This is a genomic window from Crossiella sp. CA198 (assembly GCF_052078295.1).
Lineage (GTDB): Bacteria > Actinomycetota > Actinomycetes > Mycobacteriales > Pseudonocardiaceae > Crossiella.
This window is the reverse complement of sequence record NZ_JBQJIM010000044.1, coordinates 22,434-41,604: the sequence shown is the minus strand read 5'-3', so window position 1 is coordinate 41,604 and position 19,171 is coordinate 22,434. Positions and strand designations below refer to the sequence as shown.

Genomic DNA, 19,171 nt, shown 5'->3' with positions numbered 1-19,171 from the left:
TCTACAAGAAAGAAAACAGAGAATGATTAAACCTTTCAATATCCCAGCACATTGGAAATGGGTACGGTTTGGTGAAATTGCTCGTGTGGCCAGCAATTTGGTCGACCCTAAAGGTTTCCCCGACAGTCCTCATATAGCCCCGAATCACATTGAATCGAAATCAGGGCGGCTTTTGCCTTACTCCACCATACGCATCGACGGAGTGAGCAGCACGAAGAACAAGTTCAGATCAGGGCAGATTCTGTACTCGAAGATTCGACCGAATCTGGCAAAGGTGACCCTGGTTGACTTCGACGGATTGTGCAGTGCCGACATGTACCCTATCGACACTTCTCTACATAGCGGCTACTTGCATCACTGGATGCTCACACCAGAGTTCACATCGCTGGCAAGCAAACAGCAGGGCAGAATCCTCCTACCCAAGATCAACGCGAAAGAGCTCTCCGCCCTCCCCGTACCGGTCCCCGATAATGGGGAGCAACAACGCATCGCGCGGGCGTTGCATCAGGTGGACGTTCTACGCGCCAAGCGTCGTGAAGCTATCGCCCTACTTGATAACCTCGCTAGATCCATATTCCTGGACATGTTCGGAGACCCCCGGACCAATCCGATGGATTGGCCTATCACTCCCTTGGGCCAGGTGGTGGCCGAGTTTCGCTACGGGACATCCGAAAAGTCCAGCGAAATTGGTCACCCCACACTTAGGATTCCGAACATCCTAGGCGGAACGCTGGACATGTCGATCATCAAGAACGTACCCGTCTCCGAGTCAGAATTCCACAGACTTCGCCTCGTCGACGGAGACCTTCTATTTGTGCGCACGAACGGAAATCCTGACTACGTAGGCAGGTGTGCCGTATTCTCAGAAAGCACTGTATTGGGTGCAGGATTTCCGTCGAACGGATTTATTTACGCCTCTTATCTAATTAGAGCCAGGCTGCACCGCGACGTTATAGATTCTGTTTACGTGCGCGAATACCTCCTCGGGACTTCAGGAAGGGCGGCCCTGAAGTCCAAATCCAAAACTTCAGCAGGTCAGTTCAACATCAATATCCATGGCCTGAGTGACATCCGACTGCCGTTGCCACCTATTGAACTTCAAGAAAAGTTTGCGCAGCGGATCAAGAAGCTGGAGGAAGCAAAGCAAACTCACAGCTCTCATCTGTTGGAGCTTGATGCGTTGTTCGCTTCCGTTCAATACCGCGCGTTCCGCGGCGAATTGTGGCCTGACACTGTCCCCGCAGCTTGATCCATGCATATCTCGCAAGTTTTTCCTACAGTACAGGCTGTAACTGACCGTCAGGGAAGGACACGACGTGAGCAACTTCGCGTTCCTGAAGGCCGAGTGGCCAGACCTCGGTGGCGAGGCGACGCGTGCGGAGAGACTGGTGGTGGCGGATCCACGAGCGGCGGTGTTCTACGCGCGGCGGGCGGTGGAGCTCGGGGTGACGTGGATGTTCGAGGTGGACGAGGCGTTGCAGCGGCCCTACCGGGACGATCTCGCGGCAATGCTGGCGGAGCCGACGTTCGTGCGGGTCGTGGGGCCAGCGATCCGAACGAAGATGGATGTGATTCGGCGTCAGGGGAACTCCGCTGTCCACCGTAAGACACCGGTGTCTGTGAACGACGCGATGCGGGTCGTGGGCGAGCTGTTCCACGTCATGTACTGGCTAGCGCGTACCTACACCGTGGATCGCGCGAACCTGCCTGCTCCCGGTCTGGCCTTCGACCCGACGCTGGTGCCACAGCCGGAGCCGACCAGTGTCCGGCTGGCCAAGCAGGCCGAGCTGAAGAAGCTGGCCGAGCAGTTCGCCGCGCAGCAGGAGGAACTGTCGGCGGAGCGGCGCAAGAGCCAGGACCTCGATGCCGAGCTGCAGGTGTTGCGTGCGGAGATCAAGACTGCGAAGGCGGCGAACGAGGCCCGTGTCGACACGCACGACTACAACGAGGCTGACACCCGAACGCTGATCATTGACTTGCTGTTGAAGGAGGCGGGCTGGGCGTTGGACCAGCCCAGCGACCGGGAGTTCTCGTTGTCAGGGCTGCCGGGGTCGGTGTCCAAAACGGGCACCGGCAAAGCCGACTACGTGCTGTGGGACAACGACGGCAAGCCGTTGGCGGTAGTGGAGGCCAAGCGCACGACTCGTGATGCAAAGGCCGGCCAGCACCAGGCCAAGGTGTACGCGGACGCCCTGGAAGCGCAGTTTGGTCAGCGTCCGGTCATCTTCTACACGAACGGCTACCACACCTACCTGTGGGACGACCTGAACTACCCGCCGCGTGAGGTGCAGGGCTTCTACACCAAGGAGGAACTGAGGCTTCTCGTACAGCGCAGAGCCGGGCGGCAGAGTCTGGCGAAGCTGCCGATCAACGACCAGATCGCCGGGCGCACGTACCAGTCGCATGCGATCCGGCGGGTAGCGGAAGCGTTCGAGTCGGACGCCGCTCGGCAAGCCCTGCTGGTGATGGCGACCGGCTCGGGCAAGACCCGCACCGTGATCGCGCTGACTGATCTGATGATGCGGGCGGGCTGGGTCAAGCGGGTGCTGTTCCTCGCGGACCGCAAGGTGCTGGTGAAGCAGGCGACGAACGCGTACAAGACGCAGTTGCCTGGGGCGCCAGTGGTGAACCTGCTGGAGGAGAAGAACACTAGCGGGCGGGTGTATGTGTCGACCTACCCGACGCTGATGAACCTGATCAACGAGGTTGACGGCGCTGGGATACGGCGGTTCGGCCCTGGGTACTTCGACCTGATTGTGGTGGACGAGGCGCACCGGTCGATCTACCAGAAGTACGGAGCGATCTTCGACTACTTCGACGCCCTGCTCGTCGGCCTGACCGCGACACCGAAGGACGAGATCGACCGGAACACCTATCGGCGGTTCCAGTTGGAGGACGGCGTCCCGACCGACGTGTACAGCCTGGAGGAGGCTGTCGCGGACGGGTACCTGGTGCCGGCACGGGCAGTGGAGGTGCCGCTGAAGTTCCAGCGTGGCGGGATCAAATATGCGGACCTGTCGGACGAGGACAAGGAGCGCTGGGACGAGCTGGACTGGGCCGAGGACGGCAGCGTTCCGGATGAGGTCAGCTCGGAGGAGCTGAACAAGTACCTGTTCAACGCCGACACGGTCGACAAGGCGCTTGCGACGTTGATGGAGCGGGGTGTTCGCGTCGCGGGTGGCGACCGCCTCGGCAAGACCATCATCTTCGCGGCGAACAACGCGCACGCGGAGTTCATCGCGGAGCGGTTCGACGCCAACTATCCGCATCTGCGTGGAGAGTTCGCGCAGGTCATCACCTACCGCAAGGATTACGCGCAAAGCCTGGTCGACCAGTTCTCCGACCCCGCGAAGGCACCACATATCGCGATCTCGGTCGACATGCTGGACACCGGCGTGGACATCCCGGAGGTCGTGAACCTGGTCTTCTTCAAGCTGGTGCGGTCCAAGACCAAGTTCTGGCAGATGATCGGCCGCGGCACCCGGCTGTGCCCTGACCTGTTCGGCCCGAACCGGGATAAGGACGGGTTTCTCGTCTTCGACCTGTGTCAGAACATCGAGTTCTTCAACTCGAACCTCATGCGGGCGGAGGGCAAGCTCGGGCCGTCATTGGCGCAGCGGATCTTCACGGGCCGCGCGGACCTGCTGCTTGCCCTGCACGCTCAGGAACACCCCTGGCACGGACAGCTCGAGACAGGGTGTGGCCAGGCAGAGACTACCGAGGTATGCCCGAGTGATGGCAATGGCACAGTGAGCACGTCGGGATTGCGCCGTGACCTGGCAGAACGCCTGCACCAAGAGGTCACGGCGATGAACCCCGACAACTTCCTGATCCGCCCCAAACGCGAGTACCTGGATGCCTTCTCCGGTTTGGACGCCTGGCTCTCGCTGACCCAGGAGACGCACGCGCAGGTGGTCGACCACCTGGCCGGCCTGCCGACAGCATTTCGCGACGACGACAGCAGCGAGGAGGCCAAGCGCTTCGATCTGCTCGCCCTGCGGTTGCAGCTCGCGTTGGTGCGTGCGGACCCTGGCTACGATCGGCTGCGCGCTCAGGTGCAGGAGATCGCCACAGCGCTTCAGGACCAGTACACGATCCCGGCGGTGCGGGCTCAGCAAGAACTGATCGACGAACTGGTTGGCGACGACTGGTGGCAGGACGTGACCCTGCCGATGCTGGAGACGATGCGGCGGCGGCTCCGCAGCCTGGTCAGGCTTATCGAGAAGACCCGCCGCAACATCGTCTACACCGACTTCGAGGATGAACTCGGGGACCTGATGGTCGCTCAGCTGCAGGGTACGGCGATCGGAGCGAACCTGAGCCGGTTCGAGCAGAAGCTGAAGATCTACCTGCGTGCCCATGAAGACCAGTTGGCGATCCAGAAGATCCGCCGGAACCGCCAGATCACCACGTCCGACCTGAGCGAGCTGGAGCGGATCTTCTTGGAGGCCCTCATCGGCACCGAGGCGGATCTCGAACGCACCCGCGGAGTCGAGGGCGGGCTCGGAATTTTCCTGCGCACCCTTACCGGCTTGGACCGTGAGGCTGCCCGCGACGCCTTCGAGGACTTCCAGCGCGGGCGCTCTTTCTCCAGCGCTCAACTGCGCTATGTCGACATGCTGATCGACTACGTCGTGCTCAACGGCGTCATCGACGTCGTTGTTCTGTACGACCCGCCGTTCAACTCTCTTGCACCGCGTGGTCCAGAGGATCTGTTCAGCGAGGCGGAGATCACCGAGATGGAAAGGGTCATGAAGTCGGTCCGCGCCACCGCTGTTCCTGCCGAGGGAGCTGCGTGAGCCGCTGGGCGGCCTCCCCCAGTTGGTCGACCAACTGAAGTGGAATGCGTGGGCCGGTTGGGTGGCACGAGAGTACGACCCAACCGGCCCATGTCAGACGTGCGTGACCGCGGTTCGAACCGTGTCCAGGTCAGTCACCGACACGGGATTGATCGCACCTCCGATGCGCTGCCTCGGCGGGGTTGGTGGCGTTACCCCAGCGCGGCGTAGCGCCTCACCGAACGGTTTCGCCTGCCAGCCGATGCGGGCGGCCAGCTCCGCCGTCGCGATGAGGCCGTGCTCGTCGTCAGCCAGCTCGTCGGCAAGCAACGCGAGGACTTCCGGCAGCTCCACCGCTTGTGGGGCTACGGGTTCGTCGACCGCGGTGGCGTCCACTTCGCTGGCCATTCGTGCGGTGGTGATCGGGTCGAGCGCCGCGAGTTCGTGTTGCCCGGCGGCGTCGCCGGTCAGCGTCCCGGCCAGTTCTCGCTGCACCCGGCCGCGTTCGCATGCGGTGCGGATGGCGGTGATGTGCAGCAGGTGCGTTCGTACCGTGGTGGCCGAGCCCGCGTCCAGTTCGGTTTCGCCATCCGCGCCGAGTAGCAGGCCGACGCCCTTGTGGCTGGTGAGCAGGCGTGAAGCGTCCATTCCTGCCTTGTAGGTTCCCGCGCCGAGGATGGTTTCGGATGCCTGGTAGGTCATGACCTTGAGGGCGAAGCGGGTGCCGAGCTGACCGCGTAACCCGTCCGGGATGACCTGGGCGTCGGGTTTCTGAGTGGCCAGGATCAGTGAGTAACCGGCGGCCGGGCCGGTCTTGGCGATGTAGGTCAGCAGTTCGCAGACGCGCTGGCTGATCTTCTTGCCTTTCGGGTTGTCGGGCTCCATGGGGATGTCCATGCCGAGGTAGTTCTGCACTTCGTCGATGCCGATCACGGTCAGCGGCATCCCGTGCTTGGGGTCGCGGGTGATCTCCGGGGTGACCTTGGATTCCGGGCACAGTTCGTCGTCCATTTCGGACAGACGGTCGAACCGGTCGGCCACGTCTGCGGCGCACTCCTCCAGCACGTGGATCAGCCGACGGGCGTCGCTCTCGCGCGAACCTCGGATGAACCGGTATGCGACCTGCTCGAACGGGCGGTGGTCCTTGCCTCCCTTGCCATCGGCGACGATCAGCCGCACGTGCGGGTCCAGCGCGGCGGCCGTAAGCGGCAGGCGCATCACGAACGTCTTGCCCTGGCGGGGGACGGCACCGATAAGCAGCGAGGTCCACACCACGGGCAGGGACACAGCTGTGCCGCGGGCGGTGGTGCCGAAGGGTGGCGGGGTCCACAGGTCCCAGCTCATGGCGGTCACGAGCGGGCTCGACACGGGACCGGTCGCGTACGGGTCGGCATCGCCGACCCACAGCGCCAGCCGACCGGCGTGGCCGTCGTCGCCACGTACCCGCTCGACGATCAGCCGGACCTCGTCCACGGCGAGCGCGGAGGCCAGCGCCTCGCGCTTGCCGATCACGTCGGACGCCTTGCGCGAGGGCGGCAGGTCGATGGTCAGCGCCCATCCGGTTCCGTAGTGACGCGGGGCCTTGACCAGCATCAGGCTCTCGTCCTTGCCGCTCAGCTTCGCTGCCTTGAACGCGATCACCAGGTGGTCGCCGTTCATCAGCCACGCCAGCGAACGCGAACTGAGCCGGGTGCTGCGTCCGCCCGCGCCGTCCTTACGTCGCCCTGCGACCGCCAGCCCCATCGAGGCTGCACCACCGGTCAACAGTAGTGGCAGGGACCCGACTGCCAACTCAGTGACCAGACCGCCGACTGCGGTGGCACCGGCGGCAACGAGCGAGATCACGCCCCGTCTGCGGTGGATCGCGGCGACCTCCTGCCACCGCGCGGCCAGGGTGTCGCTGGCCTTCGCTGCGTCGTAGAAGTCGGCGACCCGGACCCACTGCCACCACGCACCCGTGCTGACGACCAAGCCGCGACCAACAGCGGCCAGAAGACGAACCGGCATGAACGCCGCGAGACCCGCCAGTTCGAACCCGGCTTGCTTGGCGGATTGACGGGTCTGCCACCGAACGGGGAGCCGGGACAGGGCGTTCTCCGCCAGTTGCCGGGCACGCGAGTACTCGCCTTCGGTGATCAGCTCGCCCTCCAGCACTTCCGACTCACCTACTGGAGCGGCCAACAGTGAATGCGGTTTGGCGATCAGCTCGCCACCGACGTGTCGGCCCTTCGTCTGCGGCTCGGTCACGCGGTGCCCCTCACGCGAAGGGCGTCCCGGACCTCACGTGCGGTATCCGTGCCGCATCCCAGGACCTCACGAAGCCGGGTGGCGGACGGGTCGGCGGGCAGTTGTCCGGTGGCGATCAGTTGGCGAGCTTGCCTCACCAGTAGGGCGGTGCGAACACCGGTAGACCGCTCGGGCCTGCTCTTCTCGCCTGGGGTGTCTTGCCTGTACTCCGAGGAAGTAGCACCTACCGGAAGGCTGTGGTCGAGGTCGGCGAAGGCGGTCCAGATGACCGGCATGACGGCGACCGCGCCGATGGCAACCAGGGGGCCGATGGCATGGGCGAGTAGCTGCATGGCGTCGAAGCGGTCGGCCTGCCACGGGGTGTACGGCTAGATGTTGAGGGTGAGTGTGACGGCCAGCGCACCGAACTCCACGACGCTCAGGTGCCGGTGCTTCAGCGTCCGGCCACGGGTCGCGAGGTAAGCCTTGGCCGCCACCACGACCAGTAGCACGGCCGAGATGACCGGCTCGACCGCCCACGCGCCCCACCAAGCAGCGCCCCGCTCAGTCATGTTCCGGGTCAGCGTGTAGTGCACTCCCGTGGTGGACCAGCCGAGCGCGCCGACCAACGCCGCTACCGCCACGGCGGTCAGCACGAGCCGCACCCGCGCTGCTTGCCACGCCCGCGCTGCCGGGTTCTGCGCGACAGCGTGCAGCCGGGCAGCCTCAGCGGCCCGCTTGCGGGTGCGCCGAACCCGGCCGGTGTCCACCATCAACGGCGCGGCGTTGACCTGCAACGCCAGTAGCGCGTGGGCCTCGTGGACCTCAGCACGCAGTTCCCGCACCCGCTTGCTCTCCGCACGCTCGGCCGAGGGAACCTGGCCGGCCACGTACCTTTCGACTTCCGTCACGGCGCGCTCGACGTCCTCATCACTCGGCTCAGGCATTGCGGTCGACGTGGTCACGCCCGCACCTCCCGGTCGTCACCAAGGCTGACAGGCTCGCCGGTTGCGAAGTGGACGCGCGTGCTCATCGCTCACCGCCGAACCGCTGCGACGCGCAGCGAGGGCAAGGAGCCGAGTGTGCGTAGTCCTCATCGAGCCACACCACGCGAGCGGAGACCGGGTCGTCGGGACGGGCGTCGCACTGACCGCACACGGGTGGCAGCCCGGCCGCACGAGCGCCCTGCGGGGCGCGCTCGCGCGAAGGACGGTTTCTAGGACGGTTAAGGGAAGGTTCGGGTGCAGCCTCTGCGCCCCGTGACGTCGTGGTTTGCGCCCCGTCGCCCTGAGTCTGCACCTCGTTGCGGTCAGCGGGGCGCAGCGGCTGCGCCCCGCTGTGGATAGCCAGATTCCACCCCTTGGGGCGGCGGTCCGCGCGCTTGATGTAAGCCGCGACGATGTCCGGGTTGGACGGCTTGATCAGCTCCAGCTTGTGCAACGCCTGCAGGGCGTATTGCACGGACCGTTCCGACAGCCGGGTGTACCGGACGAGTGTGGACACAGATGGGAAGGCGTTGCGCCCGTCCGGATCGGCGTGGTTGGCCAAGCCCACCAGCACGATCGCAAGGCTGGACGCATCCCTGCGTTCGCTGGGGATGGGCGCCTCGTTCAGTGCCCAGGACATCGCTTCGATGCTCATCGGACACCGTCCGGAGCGCCCAACGCACGGGCACGGTAGAGCAGGCTGGCGACGGTACCGATGACAGCGATGTCCCAGCCAGCCAACCACTCAACGATCTGCCGGTCGAACGCGCCGAGTTCGACGCCGTGTACGTGTTCAGACTGAACGGTGGGGGAATACGTCGTGGCGCATGGTGAAGCGGGACGGTCGCGCTGGCGGATTGGTTGGTGGGGCGAGCAGTGTTCTTCACTGACAGGACCTCTGGTGCTCGGGGCCTGTCTCACACGCGTCTCACAGACGGGCGGGACGGGGCCGGACTGGAGGCCCTGCCCTGGACTTCCGCCGGACTCGACCAGCCGCGATGGACCGAGCAGGATGCCTGCGGACAACCCTTGTCCCGCTGGGGGTCAAGGGGTCGCAGGTTCAAATCCTGTCGTCCCGACGGTTTTGTATATGTCGAGGGCCTGATCATCCTTGTGATGGTCAGGCCCTTGGTCGTTTGTCCGCGGCATGGGGAAATGCCGCCTCACTTGGTGGCGACTTCGACCTCCGCCACGCCGTTGCCGTCCCACTCGGACAGGGTGATCTTGAACTCGCCGAAGGGGGCGAAGGCGCCGACCTTGTCCAGGTTGAGGGTGGCCCGGGTGCCGGTGGGGTAGGACAGGGAGAAGTCGACCCCGCTCTTGCCGATCCTCGTCACCTTGAAGACGGGCCGGCCCGCGCCCACGTTGATGGTCATGTTCCGCTTGATCCGGAGCACGCAATCGCCGTCCGTGCAGGCACGTGGGTCGTTCGTCGGCATCTCGACCGAGGGCAGGGGCGATGGTGGTGGCGGCGGTGGTGGGGTCCATTCGGACGTTGGCGGCGGGCTTGTCGTGGGTGCGACCGGCGCTGTCGTGGTGGGGCTGCTCGAGGTGGGCGCTGATGTCGCGGCCGGGACGTCAGCTCCGCAGCTACCGGCCAGCGCTGCGACGAACAGCAGCGCGGTGAGCCTGTTGTTTTCTCTCGCAGGTGCCACCGTGCCAGTGTGCGGTGGTTCGCCGCGGCCGTGTTCTGGGTGACAGCTAGCGGTCAGCCTGGGGCACGTCACCAGGCCGAGGTGGTCGCCGAGCGGAGCCAGGTCTCGGTCATCAGGGTGGTCATCAGGCCCTGGTCGCGGAGTTCGGGGGAGGTTGGGGAGGTGACGATGCGGCGGACGGCGTTGGCGTTGACCAGGCCCTGGTGGCCCAGGGCGGCGCCGGTCCAGAGGCTGACCAGTTCTTCGCGGTGGCGGATGAGGCCCATTTCGGCGTCCTGGGTGGCCTCGGCCTTGGTGGCGCGGGACAGGGAGCGGGCCGGGACGATGCCGCGGAGTGCCGCCACCTGCAGGGGGCGGTAGCGCCATGGGGTGACGCGGTCCTCGATCCGGACGGACAGGGCGGCGTCGACCACGTGGTCGTCGAAGTACGGGTGGGTGGTGGGGACGCCGGCCAGGCGGGAGATGTCGTCCAGGGCTCGCATGTCCTCGGTGCTGGCGCGGATGTCGGCGAGTTCGGCGTGGGTGCCGGGGGTGTCGGCCAGGGGGTGGGCGGTGCGGGCGGCGGCGCGGAGTTCGGTTTCGATCAGGTCCAGGCAGTCGGGGGTGAGCCAGCTGGGTACCTGTAGGGGCGCGCTCCAGCGGAGTCTTGGCGTGTCCGGGGCCATGGGGGTGGAGTCGCGCACGCTCAGGCCGGACAGCCAGGCGCGGTAGCCGCGGCGGTCGGCCAGTTGGGCCAGGACCGCGCGCCAGCGCCAGGAGTCCAGGGCGCGGTAGCCGCGGAGGCGGGACAGGGTGAGCAGGGGGTGGCGGAGGGCGCTGGCGTGGAAGTGGTTGGGGGCGCCGAAGAACAGGTGGTCGCCGCCGTTGCCGGTGAGGTGCAGGCGGCTGCCCTTGGCGGCCATCAGGGTCTGGGCGACCACGGCGCGGCGGCGGGACAGGGTGATCCGGGAGGGGAAGTCCCAGCGGTCGCGCGGGTCGAAGGCGCCCTCGTAGAACAGGGGGACCTCGGCGGTGGGCACCATGAGGTGGCCGAGGTCGGGGAGCTGCTCCAGCGCGCGGCGGGTCCACATGCCGTCGTCGTTGACCCGTTCGTCCAGCAGCAGGGTGCAGGCCAGCAGGTTCGCGCCGTTGGCGTGCTGACTGGCCAGGAAGCACAGGGAGGTGGAGTCGAGGCCGCCGGAGAGGTCCAGGCTGACGGTGCCGCCGCCGGCGGTGCGCACGCTGACCGCGGTGGCCAGCGCCGCCCTGGTGCGGGCGGCCCCGGTTTCGAGGGGCAGCTCGGGGGTGGGTGGGTGGTGCCAGCGGGCTCGGGTGGCGCCGCCGTTGGCGTGGGCGAGCAGGTACTCGCCGGGCCGCACCGCCTCGATGCCCTGCCACATCGCGCGTTCGGCCAGTTCCACGGGCAGGGGCTGGACCAGTCGCAGCGCGACCGCGATCGGGTCGACCGGGGCGCTGACCAGGGCGGCCAGGGCCGCGGCCCGGTCGCCGGCCAGCACCGAGTCACCGACGCGGGTGGTGAAGACCCGGCGGGAGCCGTACGCGGTGCCGCGCACCAGGGCCTCGCCGTCGACGGAGGCCAGCAGGTGGAAGCTGCCGGGCCAGGACCTGGTGGTCGTGCCCAGGTCGGCGGCGGAGCGGGTGAGTGCCGCGCGCCGGGTCAGTTCGGCCTGGTCGAGGTCGAAGGTGCCGACCAGGGCGAGCATCGTGGCGCCGGCGTGGGCGAGCAGGAACTCGTGGTCGTCCCAGCGGCCGACGATCCAAGGGCGCCCGGACGGGTGCCGGAGCACCCGGGCGCCGGTGGCCTGCCGCTCGGCCCGCTCGGCTGGCTCGCGCGCGTCCTCGCGGTCGGGGAAGACGAAGAAGAACGGCAGATCCTGGCTCTTCAACGTGGTCACCGCTTCCTGGGTCTCTGGTGCCGGGAGGAGGACATGCCGGGCCGAGGGTGTCCCCGGCCCGGCATGAGACGGTCCGGGTGGGTCAGAACTTGCCGCCCACGACGATCCCGTCGAAGAATCCGGACGGACGGAAACCGGTCACCGCCGCGAAGGAACCGACAAAAAGAATTACCGGCGTTTCGTACAGGGACTTCTTCGACATGCCGAACCCTCCAAGTGGTATGTGCCTGATTGGTGTCGCACAACATCGGTGACCCGTGTTGGCTGTTTCGAACCGTACGCATTCACGCCGGTTCCGACAATGGCGGCACGGTGATCAGCCGGACCCAATCCCGGTGTTCTCCCGGTTCGCCGACGAGTTTCTCGCCCACTTCGATCCAGGCATGGGCGCCGAACGGCGGCCGCGCGCCCACCCCGACGCACCAGGTGGGCCAGACCCCGTAGGCCCGGCACAGCAGCACCGCGGACAGCGACCGCGGCAGGCACGCCTTCACCCCGTGCAGGCTGATCCGGCCGGCCAGCACCACCCGGCGCGCGGCCATGGCCTGGGCGAACGTGGCGGGCCGGGCACCCCGGCTCAGTCGCGCGAGCACCCGCTGCAGGTGGTGCGGTTTCAGTCGCGCCAGCACCCTGGCCAGCAGCACCGCCACCTGGGCGCGCAGCCGCATCCCGCGGGTCCGGGGCGGGAACTGGTCGCGGTGCAGTGCCCCGAGCACACTCATCCGGTGACCACCCCGGCCGCGCGCAGGGCGTCTACCAGCGCGGTCACGTCGGCGGCTGCGACCTCGCCGTCCACCTCGAACTCCTCGACCAGCCGCTGTGCCGCGCCTGCCTGGTCGCCGCCCTCGACGAGCACCTTGGCCGCCACCGCCGCGGTCGGGTTGAGTTGCCAGTAGTTCCCGGTCCGGGTGTCCAGGAGCACGACACCGTATTCGGTTTCCGCGACCGAGACGTGCTCACGGAAGGTCAATCCCATCTCGTCACCCACTTCACTCGGACGAACACTTCTTTCCCTGATCAGCGACCACCGGCCACCCAATGTCGTGCAACTGTGGAATGGCCTCAGTCGCACACCGCGGCCCGCGGAAAGGGCGCGGTCAGGCCGTCACCCGAGTGCCGGTGCGCAGTTCCTCGGCGAACTCGCGCCAGGCCTCCGCGCAGCCGATGGCCAGGTCGGCGACCACCGCGCGGGAGTGCGGCGGCATCGCGTCCAGGCGGTCGGCCCAGTCCTCCGGGCCGATGGCGTGCGTGGCGAGCCAGCGCAGCAGCAGCCGCCCCGTCTCGGTGAACCGCAGGGACGGGTCCTGCTGGAGGATCCGCAGGATCGCGTCCTTGCCCCGGTGCCCGCCGTGGCGGGTGGGGTTGCGGTCGCCACGCGGGATGTCCCTGGTCCGCGGCTGGTCCGCGCCCTGCTCGATGGCCCGGAGCCTGGCGGGCACGGGGTCCTCGCCGCGGGAGACCCGGTCCCGGACGTCCCTGGCGGTGCCGACCGAGATGCCCGCGGTCCGCGCGACCGCGCGCAGCGAGGCGCCGGGGCTGTGCGCGAAGGTCTCGCCGGCGATCCGCCTGCCTTCGGCGGTGCTCAGCGGACGGACCCGGCCGTCCCGGCCGACCCGCGCGCTCGGCACCGTGTTGTCCTCGCCTGCCCGGCGGCGCAGGGCCGCGACCGTTTTCGGGGACAGTCCGGCGGCGGCCGAGATGGCCCGGTCGGACCACCGCGGGTAGACGGCCATGATGCGCTGGGCCGCGGATTCGCGATCGCCGAGGGACAATGGCAGGCCGTGCGCGATGTTGGCTTCCACGGCGAGCACAAAAGCGGCGTGTTCGTCGCCGTCGAAGAAACGGACTTCGATCTCGTATCGCCCATTCAGGATGGCCGCTTTCAACCGGTGCATCCCGTCGATCACTTGTCTGTTGTCCCGGCGCACGAGTATTGGCGGGAGAGCGCCCTCGAACTCGGCGAGAGCGCGAATGTGCTCAGGATCCTCGCCGTCGCGGCGAGGTGAGTCCGCTGGGATGATCGAGTCGATCGGCACCGTTGTGGTGGTGTCCCATTCGGTCGAATCGCATTCGCGGGCAGACCGCACGTACAACCCCCTGCACCAGTCCAGCACCTGATTGGGCCATCTTGTCATTGCGGCCGTCCGAAGATTACCAATGGATGACGGTCCGATGCTGGCGGTATGCAGATTCTTTGATCTTCACAGGCGGGTATTCAGGCATGTTTGAAGGGGTGTTCAGGAATGCTTGAAGGGCGGTGTCCGGATTGTCCCGGCCGGGCGGATGCCCCTACGGGCACAGAACCACCGGCCGGCCACTTACCCAGGTAGGGTCGGTCTGGTCTGACTTCTGGGTGGGGAAGGAACCGCGGGTGGGGGATTTCTTGACGGCGACCGCGCTGGTGGCGCGGGGCGCGACGGCCGGTGCGCACGAGTTCGGAGCCGACCTCGACGGTCAGTGGGCACTCGCGGACAAGCCCAACGGCGGCTATCTGCTCGCGGTGCTCGGCCGGGCCGCCGCCGCGGTCTCCGGTGCGGCGCATCCGCATCTCACCGCGATCAGCGGCTCCTTCATCCAGTCCCCCGCCGCCGGACCGGCCGTGGTCACCGCGGAGGTGCTGCGGGCCGGGCGCGGGTCGACCCAGGTGCGGGCGCGGCTGAGCCAGGACGGGGTGCCCCGGGTGGAGGCGTTGATCACCCAGGGTCTGCTCGGCGACGCGGAGCCGTGGTGGTCCGGGTCGGAGCCGGTGGAGTTGCCGCCGCTGGCGGACTGCCCGCGTTCGCCGGTGGAGGCGCCCGGTGGGGCGTTCCGGATCCACCTCCTCGAAGTGGTGGAGCAGTACCTCGATCCGGCGGTGCTCGGGTTCATGCGGGGCAAGCCGACCGGGCGGGGTGTGTTCGCCGGGTGGCTGCGGCTGGCCGACGGCAGTGACTGGGATCCGTTGAGCCTGCTGGTCGCCCTGGACGCGTTGCCGCCGGTGGGATACGACCTCGGGGTGCCGGGCTGGTCGCCGACGGTGCAGTTCAGCGCCTATGTCCGCGGACTGTGCGCGCCGGGACCGATCCGGGTGCGGGCGACCGCCGGCGAGGTCGGCGGTGGGCATGTGGACGAGTCGGTCTCCGCCTGGGATAGCAAGGGCAGGCTGGTCGCGCAGGGGCGGCAGGTGGCTTCGGTCCGGCTGCCCGGTCAGGGCTGAGCCGGCCAGGCTCGGGGGTGATGTGATGCCGCTGCTCGATGTCTCTGGCGGGCCGCTGGAGTACGTGGTCATCGACGGGCGCGCGGACCTGGCGCCGTTGGTGTTCCTGCATCACGGGGTCGGCTCGATCGCGGGCTGGTTCCGGTTCCACGCGCGGATCGCGGCCGCCACCGGGCGGCGGGTGCTGGCCTACACCCGGCACGGCTACGGCGGTTCGGCGCCCGCGTCACTGCCGCGCCGGCCGGACTACCTCGACCACGAGGCGACCGTGGTGTTGCCGGACGTGCTGGCGCGCTTGGACATCGAGCGCCCGATCCTCATCGGACACAGTGACGGGGCGGCGATCGCGGTGCTGTACGCGGCCGAGCCGTCGCGGCCGGTGCGGGGGCTGGCACTGCTGGCGCCACTGGTGTTCGTGGAGGAACGCACCGTGCGCGGGATCCGCTCGACCGGGCTGAAGTTCACCGAGGGCGACCTGCGGGCCGAGGTCGCGACCATCCACGCCGATCCGGATGGCGCTTTCCTCGGCTGGCACGACACCTGGCTGTCGCCGGAGTTCCGCGACTGGAGTGTCGTTGACCGGCTGGGCCGGATCGGGCAGCCGGTGCTGGTGGTGGACGGCACGAAGGACAAGTACGCCACCGCGGCCCAGGGTGAGGCGGTGTGCGCAGGGGTTACCGGGCCGGTGTCCAGGGTTGTGGTGCCCGACGGCATGCACATGATCCACTTCAGTCATCCGGCGGAGACCAGGGCGGCGGTGCTGGACTTCCTGGGCGCGGTCGATCCGGAGCCCGCCGTGCAACGCCTGGACGCCGCGTTGTCGGCCGCGGCGGCCCGGTTCCCGGACCGGCCCGCGCTCGCCGCCGGGGACGAGCTGCTCAGCTACGCCGAGCTGGACCGGGCCGTCACCGAGCTGGCCGGACGGCTCTCCGACGCGGGCCGCAAACCGGGTGAGCGGCTCGGGGTGTTGCTGCCCAAGGGAATCGACGCCGTGATCGCGATCTACGCCGGGTTGCGGCTGGGCCTGGTGGTGGCGCCGCTGGACCCGGCCGACCCCTCGGCCCGGATCACGCGGATGGTGCGCGGCGCGGGCATCCGGTTCCTGTTGTGCGGCGGGCAGACCCTGGCCAAGGCGACCCGGGTGGGCGAGGGACCGGCGCTCGACCTCGGCGGTACGAGCACCCTGGTCACGGTCGCCGCGGCGGATCCACCCGCGCCCGAGGTCGCCGAGGACGGCGGGTACATCTTGTTCACCTCGGGCAGCACCGGCTGGCCCAAGGGCGTGCTGCTCTCGCACCGCAACGTGCTGCACTTCGCCCGGTGGGCGGTCGGTGAACTGGGGCTTCGCCCGGCGGACCGGATCGGCTCGCAGTCCGCGCTGGGCTTCGACCTCAGCACCTTCGACCTGTTCGCCACCGCGCTGGCCGGAGCCTGCCTCGACCTGATGCCAGACCACCTGCGGTTGTTCCCGCGCGAACTGCTCGACTGGCTGGACCAGCGGCGGATCTCGGTATTTTACGCGGTTCCCTCGCTGTACCAGGGCATGCTGCTGCACGGCGAGCTGGAGCAGCGGCCGCCGGGCGCTCTCCGGCTGGCCGTGTTCGCCGGGGAACCCTTCCCGCCCCAGTACCTGGAGCGCTGCCTGCGCGCTCTCCCGCAGGCGCGGTTCCACAACCTCTACGGCCCGACCGAGACGAATGTGTGCACGCACGAACCCGTTCCGCCGTCCTGGTCGGCCGGGGATGGCCTGTCGATCGGCCGGGCCATTCCCGGCGACTTCGTGGAAGTCCTTGACGAGCAAGGACTTCCGGCCGACGGCGAGGGCGAGATCCAGGTGGCGGGCGGGACCGTGTTCCTCGGCTACCTGGTCGACGGCGAGCTGCGTGACCCGGCCCGCGAGATCCGGTTCCGGGACGGGGTGACCCGACGCGCCTACCCGACCGGCGACCTCGGCCACTTCGGCGCGGACGGCAGGCTGCACCTGCGCGGCAGGCGGGACCACCAGGTGAAGCGGCACGGGCACCGCATCGACCTGGGAGACATCGAGAGCACGCTGCTGGAAGTGTCCGATGTGGACGCCGCCGCGGTGGTGCTCAAGTCCGCCGCAGCACACGCCGGGGAGATCTGGGCGTACGTTGTCGGCGCGGATTCCCTGCCCCCGCAACGGATTTCCGCCGCACTCGCGGCCGCACTGCCGCGCCGGATGCTGCCCGACCGGGTGCTACCGGTGGCCGGACTACCGGTGAACCAACGCGGGAAGCTCGACCGAGCCGCCCTGTCCGAACGGAGTGCCTGACGTGCCGACCCTGACCACCGTCGACGAGCTGTGCGCGCTGATCCAGGACTGCGTGGCCTGGACCGAGGACGATGTTCCGGTGGCGGTCACCCCGGACACCGAGTTGCTGGCCCTGGGTTTGCTGGACTCGCTGACCATCCGGCGGATCGTGGCCGAACTCGCCGCGGCAGGCGTGGCCGTGCCGGATACCCGGGTGGTCGCGGCGACCTTCCGCAGTCCGGCCGCGCTGTGGCAGGTCGTCACCGAACTGCGCGACGCGGCCTGATGGACTTCGACCAGTCCCCCGCCCAGCGCGCCCGGTACGCCGGCACCGTGGCGGCGCTGCGTGAACTGCCCGCCGGTGCCGGGTTCGACCGCGAGCGCTGGCAGCGGCTCGGCGCACTCGGGCTGCTGGGCGCCTGCGTGCCGCAAGACCAAGGCGGCCAAGGACTCGGCGCGCTGGACACGGCACTCCAGTTCGAGGCCGCGGGATACGCCTGCCCCGATGTCGGCCTGCTCTTCGCCGCGGGCGCGCACCTGTTCGCCTGCGCCATGCCGATCGCCCACTTCGGCGCCGCGGACCTGCGGGCCAGGGTGCTGCCCGGGATGTGCGCCGGCGAGCTGATCGCGGGCAACTGCATGACCGAGGACGGCGCCGGTTCCGACATCTCCCGGCTGAGCACCACCGCCACCGCGGTGCCCGGCGGCTATCGGCTCAACGGCGCGAAAGCCTTTGTCACCAACGGTCCGGTCGCCGACCTGCACCTGGTCTACGCCACCACCGACCCCCAGGCCAGCCAGTGGGGCATCACCGCCTTCCTGGTCCCGGCAGGCACCGAGGGCGTGCGCGTCGGCGAGCCCCTCGACAAGCTCGGCATGACCGGCGCCGCCGCGAGCACCGTCGGCTTCGAGGACTGCTTCGTCGACGAGGCAACGGTGCTGGGCGCGCCTGGCCAGGGCACCGAGATCTTCCAGCACTCCATGTCCTGGGAACGAGCCTGCCTGTTCGCCCTGTTCCTGGGCGTGCAGGACCGCCTGATCGAACGCAGCGCCGAACACGCCCGCGACCGCCGCCAGTTCGGCCGCCGCCTCACCGACTTCCAGGCCGTCTCGCACCGCCTGGCCGAGGCGAAACTCCGGGTCGAGTCCGCCCGCCTGCTGCTCTACCGGGCCTGCTGGTCGATCGACGCCGGACGACCGTCCGCGCTGTTCACCGCACTGTCCAAACTGGCCACTTCGGAGGCGATGCTGGCCACCGCGACCGACGCGGTGCGGTTGTTCGGCTGGCGCGGCTACCTGGCCGGGCACGAGGTGTCGGCGGCACTGGGCGACGCGATCGGCGGGACCCTGTTCTCCGGCACCTCCGACATCCAGCGCCAGCTCATCGCCCTGGAACTGCTCGCACAGCTCAACCGGTAGCGGCTGGTCAGACGCTGCGCAGCACCGAGACCACGGTGCCCAGCACCACGGCCTTGTCCCCGTCGATGACCTCATAGGCCGGGTTGCGGGGTTCCAGGTAGACGTGGCCGTTGCGGCGGCGGTAGACCTTGACGGTGGCCTCGTCGTCGATCATCGCGGCCACGATCTGACCGGAGTGCGCCTCGGTGGTCTGCCGGACCACGACCATGTCGCCGTCGCAGATAGCCGCGTCGATCATGGAGTCACCGCGGACGCGCAGCGCGAACACGGTGCCGCGACCGGTGAGTTCGCGGGGCAAAGTCAGCTGGTCGTCCAGGTGCTCTTCGGCGGTGATCGGGCTGCCCGCGGCGATATCGCCGACGACGGGGACGGTGACCGAGTCCTCGTTCGCCTTGTGCGCGGCGTTGTCCCGCAGGAACAGCCGGACGTCGATCGGCCGGGACATGGACGCGCTGCGGCGCAGGAAACCCTTGTCCTCCAGGCTCGTCAGGTGCTTGGACACCGTGGAGGAAGAGCGCAGGCCGAGGGCGTCGCCGATCTGCCGGGTGCTCGGCGAATAGCCGTGCCGCTGGACCCAGTCCCGGATCGTGACCAGGATCTGCTGCTGCCGCGGCGGCAGGGACGCGGCGTCCAGGTGCTCGAACACGTCAAGATCGTCGTAGGCGGTCACCAGCGGAATGGTAGAGGTCGGGTCTGGACCGCGGGTTTGGGGGCGTGGCAAGTCGGCCGGCAGCACGGCTA

At 68.2% G+C, this 19,171-nt stretch carries 15 protein-coding genes; 6 read left to right on the top strand and 9 right to left on the bottom strand.

Annotated features, from left to right (window positions below):
• Nucleotides 1-22: 22 nt before the first annotated feature.
• Both ACTOWY_RS42120 and ACTOWY_RS42115 read left to right on the top strand, forming a co-directional pair.
• Nucleotides 23-1,249, top strand: coding sequence for a restriction endonuclease subunit S (locus ACTOWY_RS42120; protein WP_441315191.1), 1,227 nt, complete (start codon nucleotides 23-25; stop codon nucleotides 1,247-1,249).
• A gap of 67 nt (nucleotides 1,250-1,316) precedes the next feature.
• A complete protein-coding gene (locus ACTOWY_RS42115; protein WP_441315190.1) occupies nucleotides 1,317-4,799 on the top strand; it encodes a DEAD/DEAH box helicase family protein in 3,483 nt (1,160 codons plus the stop codon).
• Nucleotides 4,800-4,892: 93 nt separating this feature from the next.
• Here ACTOWY_RS42115 and ACTOWY_RS42110 read toward each other — a convergent pair whose 3' ends face one another.
• From ACTOWY_RS42110 to ACTOWY_RS42075, 8 genes are all read right to left on the bottom strand, one after another.
• On the bottom strand, nucleotides 4,893-7,025 hold the full coding sequence (locus tag ACTOWY_RS42110) for a cell division protein FtsK (protein WP_441315189.1): 2,133 nt from the start codon (nucleotides 7,023-7,025) through the stop codon (nucleotides 4,893-4,895).
• Between the two features lie 368 nt (nucleotides 7,026-7,393).
• On the bottom strand, nucleotides 7,394-7,969 hold the full coding sequence (locus tag ACTOWY_RS42105) for a hypothetical protein (protein ID WP_441315188.1): 576 nt from the start codon (nucleotides 7,967-7,969) through the stop codon (nucleotides 7,394-7,396).
• A 64-nt stretch (nucleotides 7,970-8,033) separates the two neighbouring features.
• The gene (locus tag ACTOWY_RS42100; RefSeq protein WP_441315187.1) at nucleotides 8,034-8,645 is read right to left on the bottom strand and encodes a helix-turn-helix domain-containing protein; all 612 of its coding nucleotides are present in this window, start codon (nucleotides 8,643-8,645) and stop codon (nucleotides 8,034-8,036) included.
• A gap of 508 nt (nucleotides 8,646-9,153) precedes the next feature.
• Nucleotides 9,154-9,366 (bottom strand): hypothetical protein, encoded by a 213-nt coding sequence (locus tag ACTOWY_RS42095; RefSeq protein ID WP_441315186.1) that lies wholly within the window; start codon nucleotides 9,364-9,366, stop codon nucleotides 9,154-9,156.
• A gap of 347 nt (nucleotides 9,367-9,713) precedes the next feature.
• Nucleotides 9,714-11,540, bottom strand: coding sequence for an asparagine synthase-related protein (locus ACTOWY_RS42090; RefSeq protein ID WP_441315184.1), 1,827 nt, complete (start codon nucleotides 11,538-11,540; stop codon nucleotides 9,714-9,716).
• Between the two features lie 284 nt (nucleotides 11,541-11,824).
• Nucleotides 11,825-12,262: a lasso peptide biosynthesis B2 protein gene (locus ACTOWY_RS42085; RefSeq protein ID WP_441315183.1), complete on the bottom strand. Its 438-nt coding sequence runs from the start codon at nucleotides 12,260-12,262 to the stop codon at nucleotides 11,825-11,827.
• A complete protein-coding gene (locus tag ACTOWY_RS42080) occupies nucleotides 12,259-12,516 on the bottom strand; it encodes a lasso peptide biosynthesis PqqD family chaperone (protein WP_441315182.1) in 258 nt (85 codons plus the stop codon). The genes ACTOWY_RS42085 and ACTOWY_RS42080 overlap by 4 nt, the downstream gene beginning before the upstream one ends.
• A gap of 121 nt (nucleotides 12,517-12,637) precedes the next feature.
• A complete protein-coding gene (locus ACTOWY_RS42075; protein ID WP_441315181.1) occupies nucleotides 12,638-13,627 on the bottom strand; it encodes a ParB/RepB/Spo0J family partition protein in 990 nt (329 codons plus the stop codon).
• Nucleotides 13,628-13,911: 284 nt separating this feature from the next.
• Here ACTOWY_RS42075 and ACTOWY_RS42070 point away from each other — a divergent pair, with 284 nt between their 5' ends.
• The 4 genes from ACTOWY_RS42070 to ACTOWY_RS42055 are packed head-to-tail and all read left to right on the top strand — an operon-like array spanning nucleotide 13,912 to nucleotide 18,430.
• Nucleotides 13,912-14,736 carry a thioesterase family protein gene (locus ACTOWY_RS42070; protein ID WP_441315180.1) on the top strand — a complete coding sequence of 275 codons (825 nt, stop codon included), beginning with the start codon at nucleotides 13,912-13,914 and terminating at the stop codon, nucleotides 14,734-14,736.
• Nucleotides 14,737-14,761: 25 nt separating this feature from the next.
• On the top strand, nucleotides 14,762-17,032 hold the full coding sequence (locus ACTOWY_RS42065) for an alpha/beta fold hydrolase (RefSeq protein WP_441315179.1): 2,271 nt from the start codon (nucleotides 14,762-14,764) through the stop codon (nucleotides 17,030-17,032).
• Between the two features lies 1 nt (nucleotide 17,033).
• On the top strand, nucleotides 17,034-17,297 hold the full coding sequence (locus ACTOWY_RS42060; RefSeq protein ID WP_441315178.1) for a phosphopantetheine-binding protein: 264 nt from the start codon (nucleotides 17,034-17,036) through the stop codon (nucleotides 17,295-17,297).
• Nucleotides 17,297-18,430 carry an acyl-CoA dehydrogenase family protein gene (locus tag ACTOWY_RS42055; RefSeq protein WP_441315177.1) on the top strand — a complete coding sequence of 378 codons (1,134 nt, stop codon included), beginning with the start codon at nucleotides 17,297-17,299 and terminating at the stop codon, nucleotides 18,428-18,430. The genes ACTOWY_RS42060 and ACTOWY_RS42055 overlap by 1 nt, the downstream gene beginning before the upstream one ends.
• Before the next feature lie 7 nt (nucleotides 18,431-18,437).
• Here ACTOWY_RS42055 and lexA read toward each other — a convergent pair whose 3' ends face one another.
• A complete protein-coding gene (gene lexA, locus ACTOWY_RS42050) occupies nucleotides 18,438-19,100 on the bottom strand; it encodes a transcriptional repressor LexA (RefSeq protein WP_247762220.1) in 663 nt (220 codons plus the stop codon).
• Between the last annotated feature and the right edge of the window lie 71 nt (nucleotides 19,101-19,171).

What these genes read in the sequence shown, in the direction of transcription:
- ACTOWY_RS42120 (WP_441315191.1), top strand. Translation starts at nt 23, where the DNA reads ATGATTAAACCTTTCAATATCCCAGCACATTGGAAATGGGTACGGTTT.
- ACTOWY_RS42100 (WP_441315187.1), bottom strand. Translation starts at nt 8,645, where the DNA reads ATGAGCATCGAAGCGATGTCCTGGGCACTGAACGAGGCGCCCATCCCC.
- ACTOWY_RS42095 (WP_441315186.1), bottom strand. Translation starts at nt 9,366, where the DNA reads ATGACCATCAACGTGGGCGCGGGCCGGCCCGTCTTCAAGGTGACGAGG.
- ACTOWY_RS42085 (WP_441315183.1), bottom strand. Translation starts at nt 12,262, where the DNA reads ATGAGTGTGCTCGGGGCACTGCACCGCGACCAGTTCCCGCCCCGGACC.
- ACTOWY_RS42080 (WP_441315182.1), bottom strand. Translation starts at nt 12,516, where the DNA reads ATGGGATTGACCTTCCGTGAGCACGTCTCGGTCGCGGAAACCGAATAC.
- ACTOWY_RS42065 (WP_441315179.1), top strand. Translation starts at nt 14,762, where the DNA reads ATGCCGCTGCTCGATGTCTCTGGCGGGCCGCTGGAGTACGTGGTCATC.
- ACTOWY_RS42055 (WP_441315177.1), top strand. Translation starts at nt 17,297, where the DNA reads ATGGACTTCGACCAGTCCCCCGCCCAGCGCGCCCGGTACGCCGGCACC.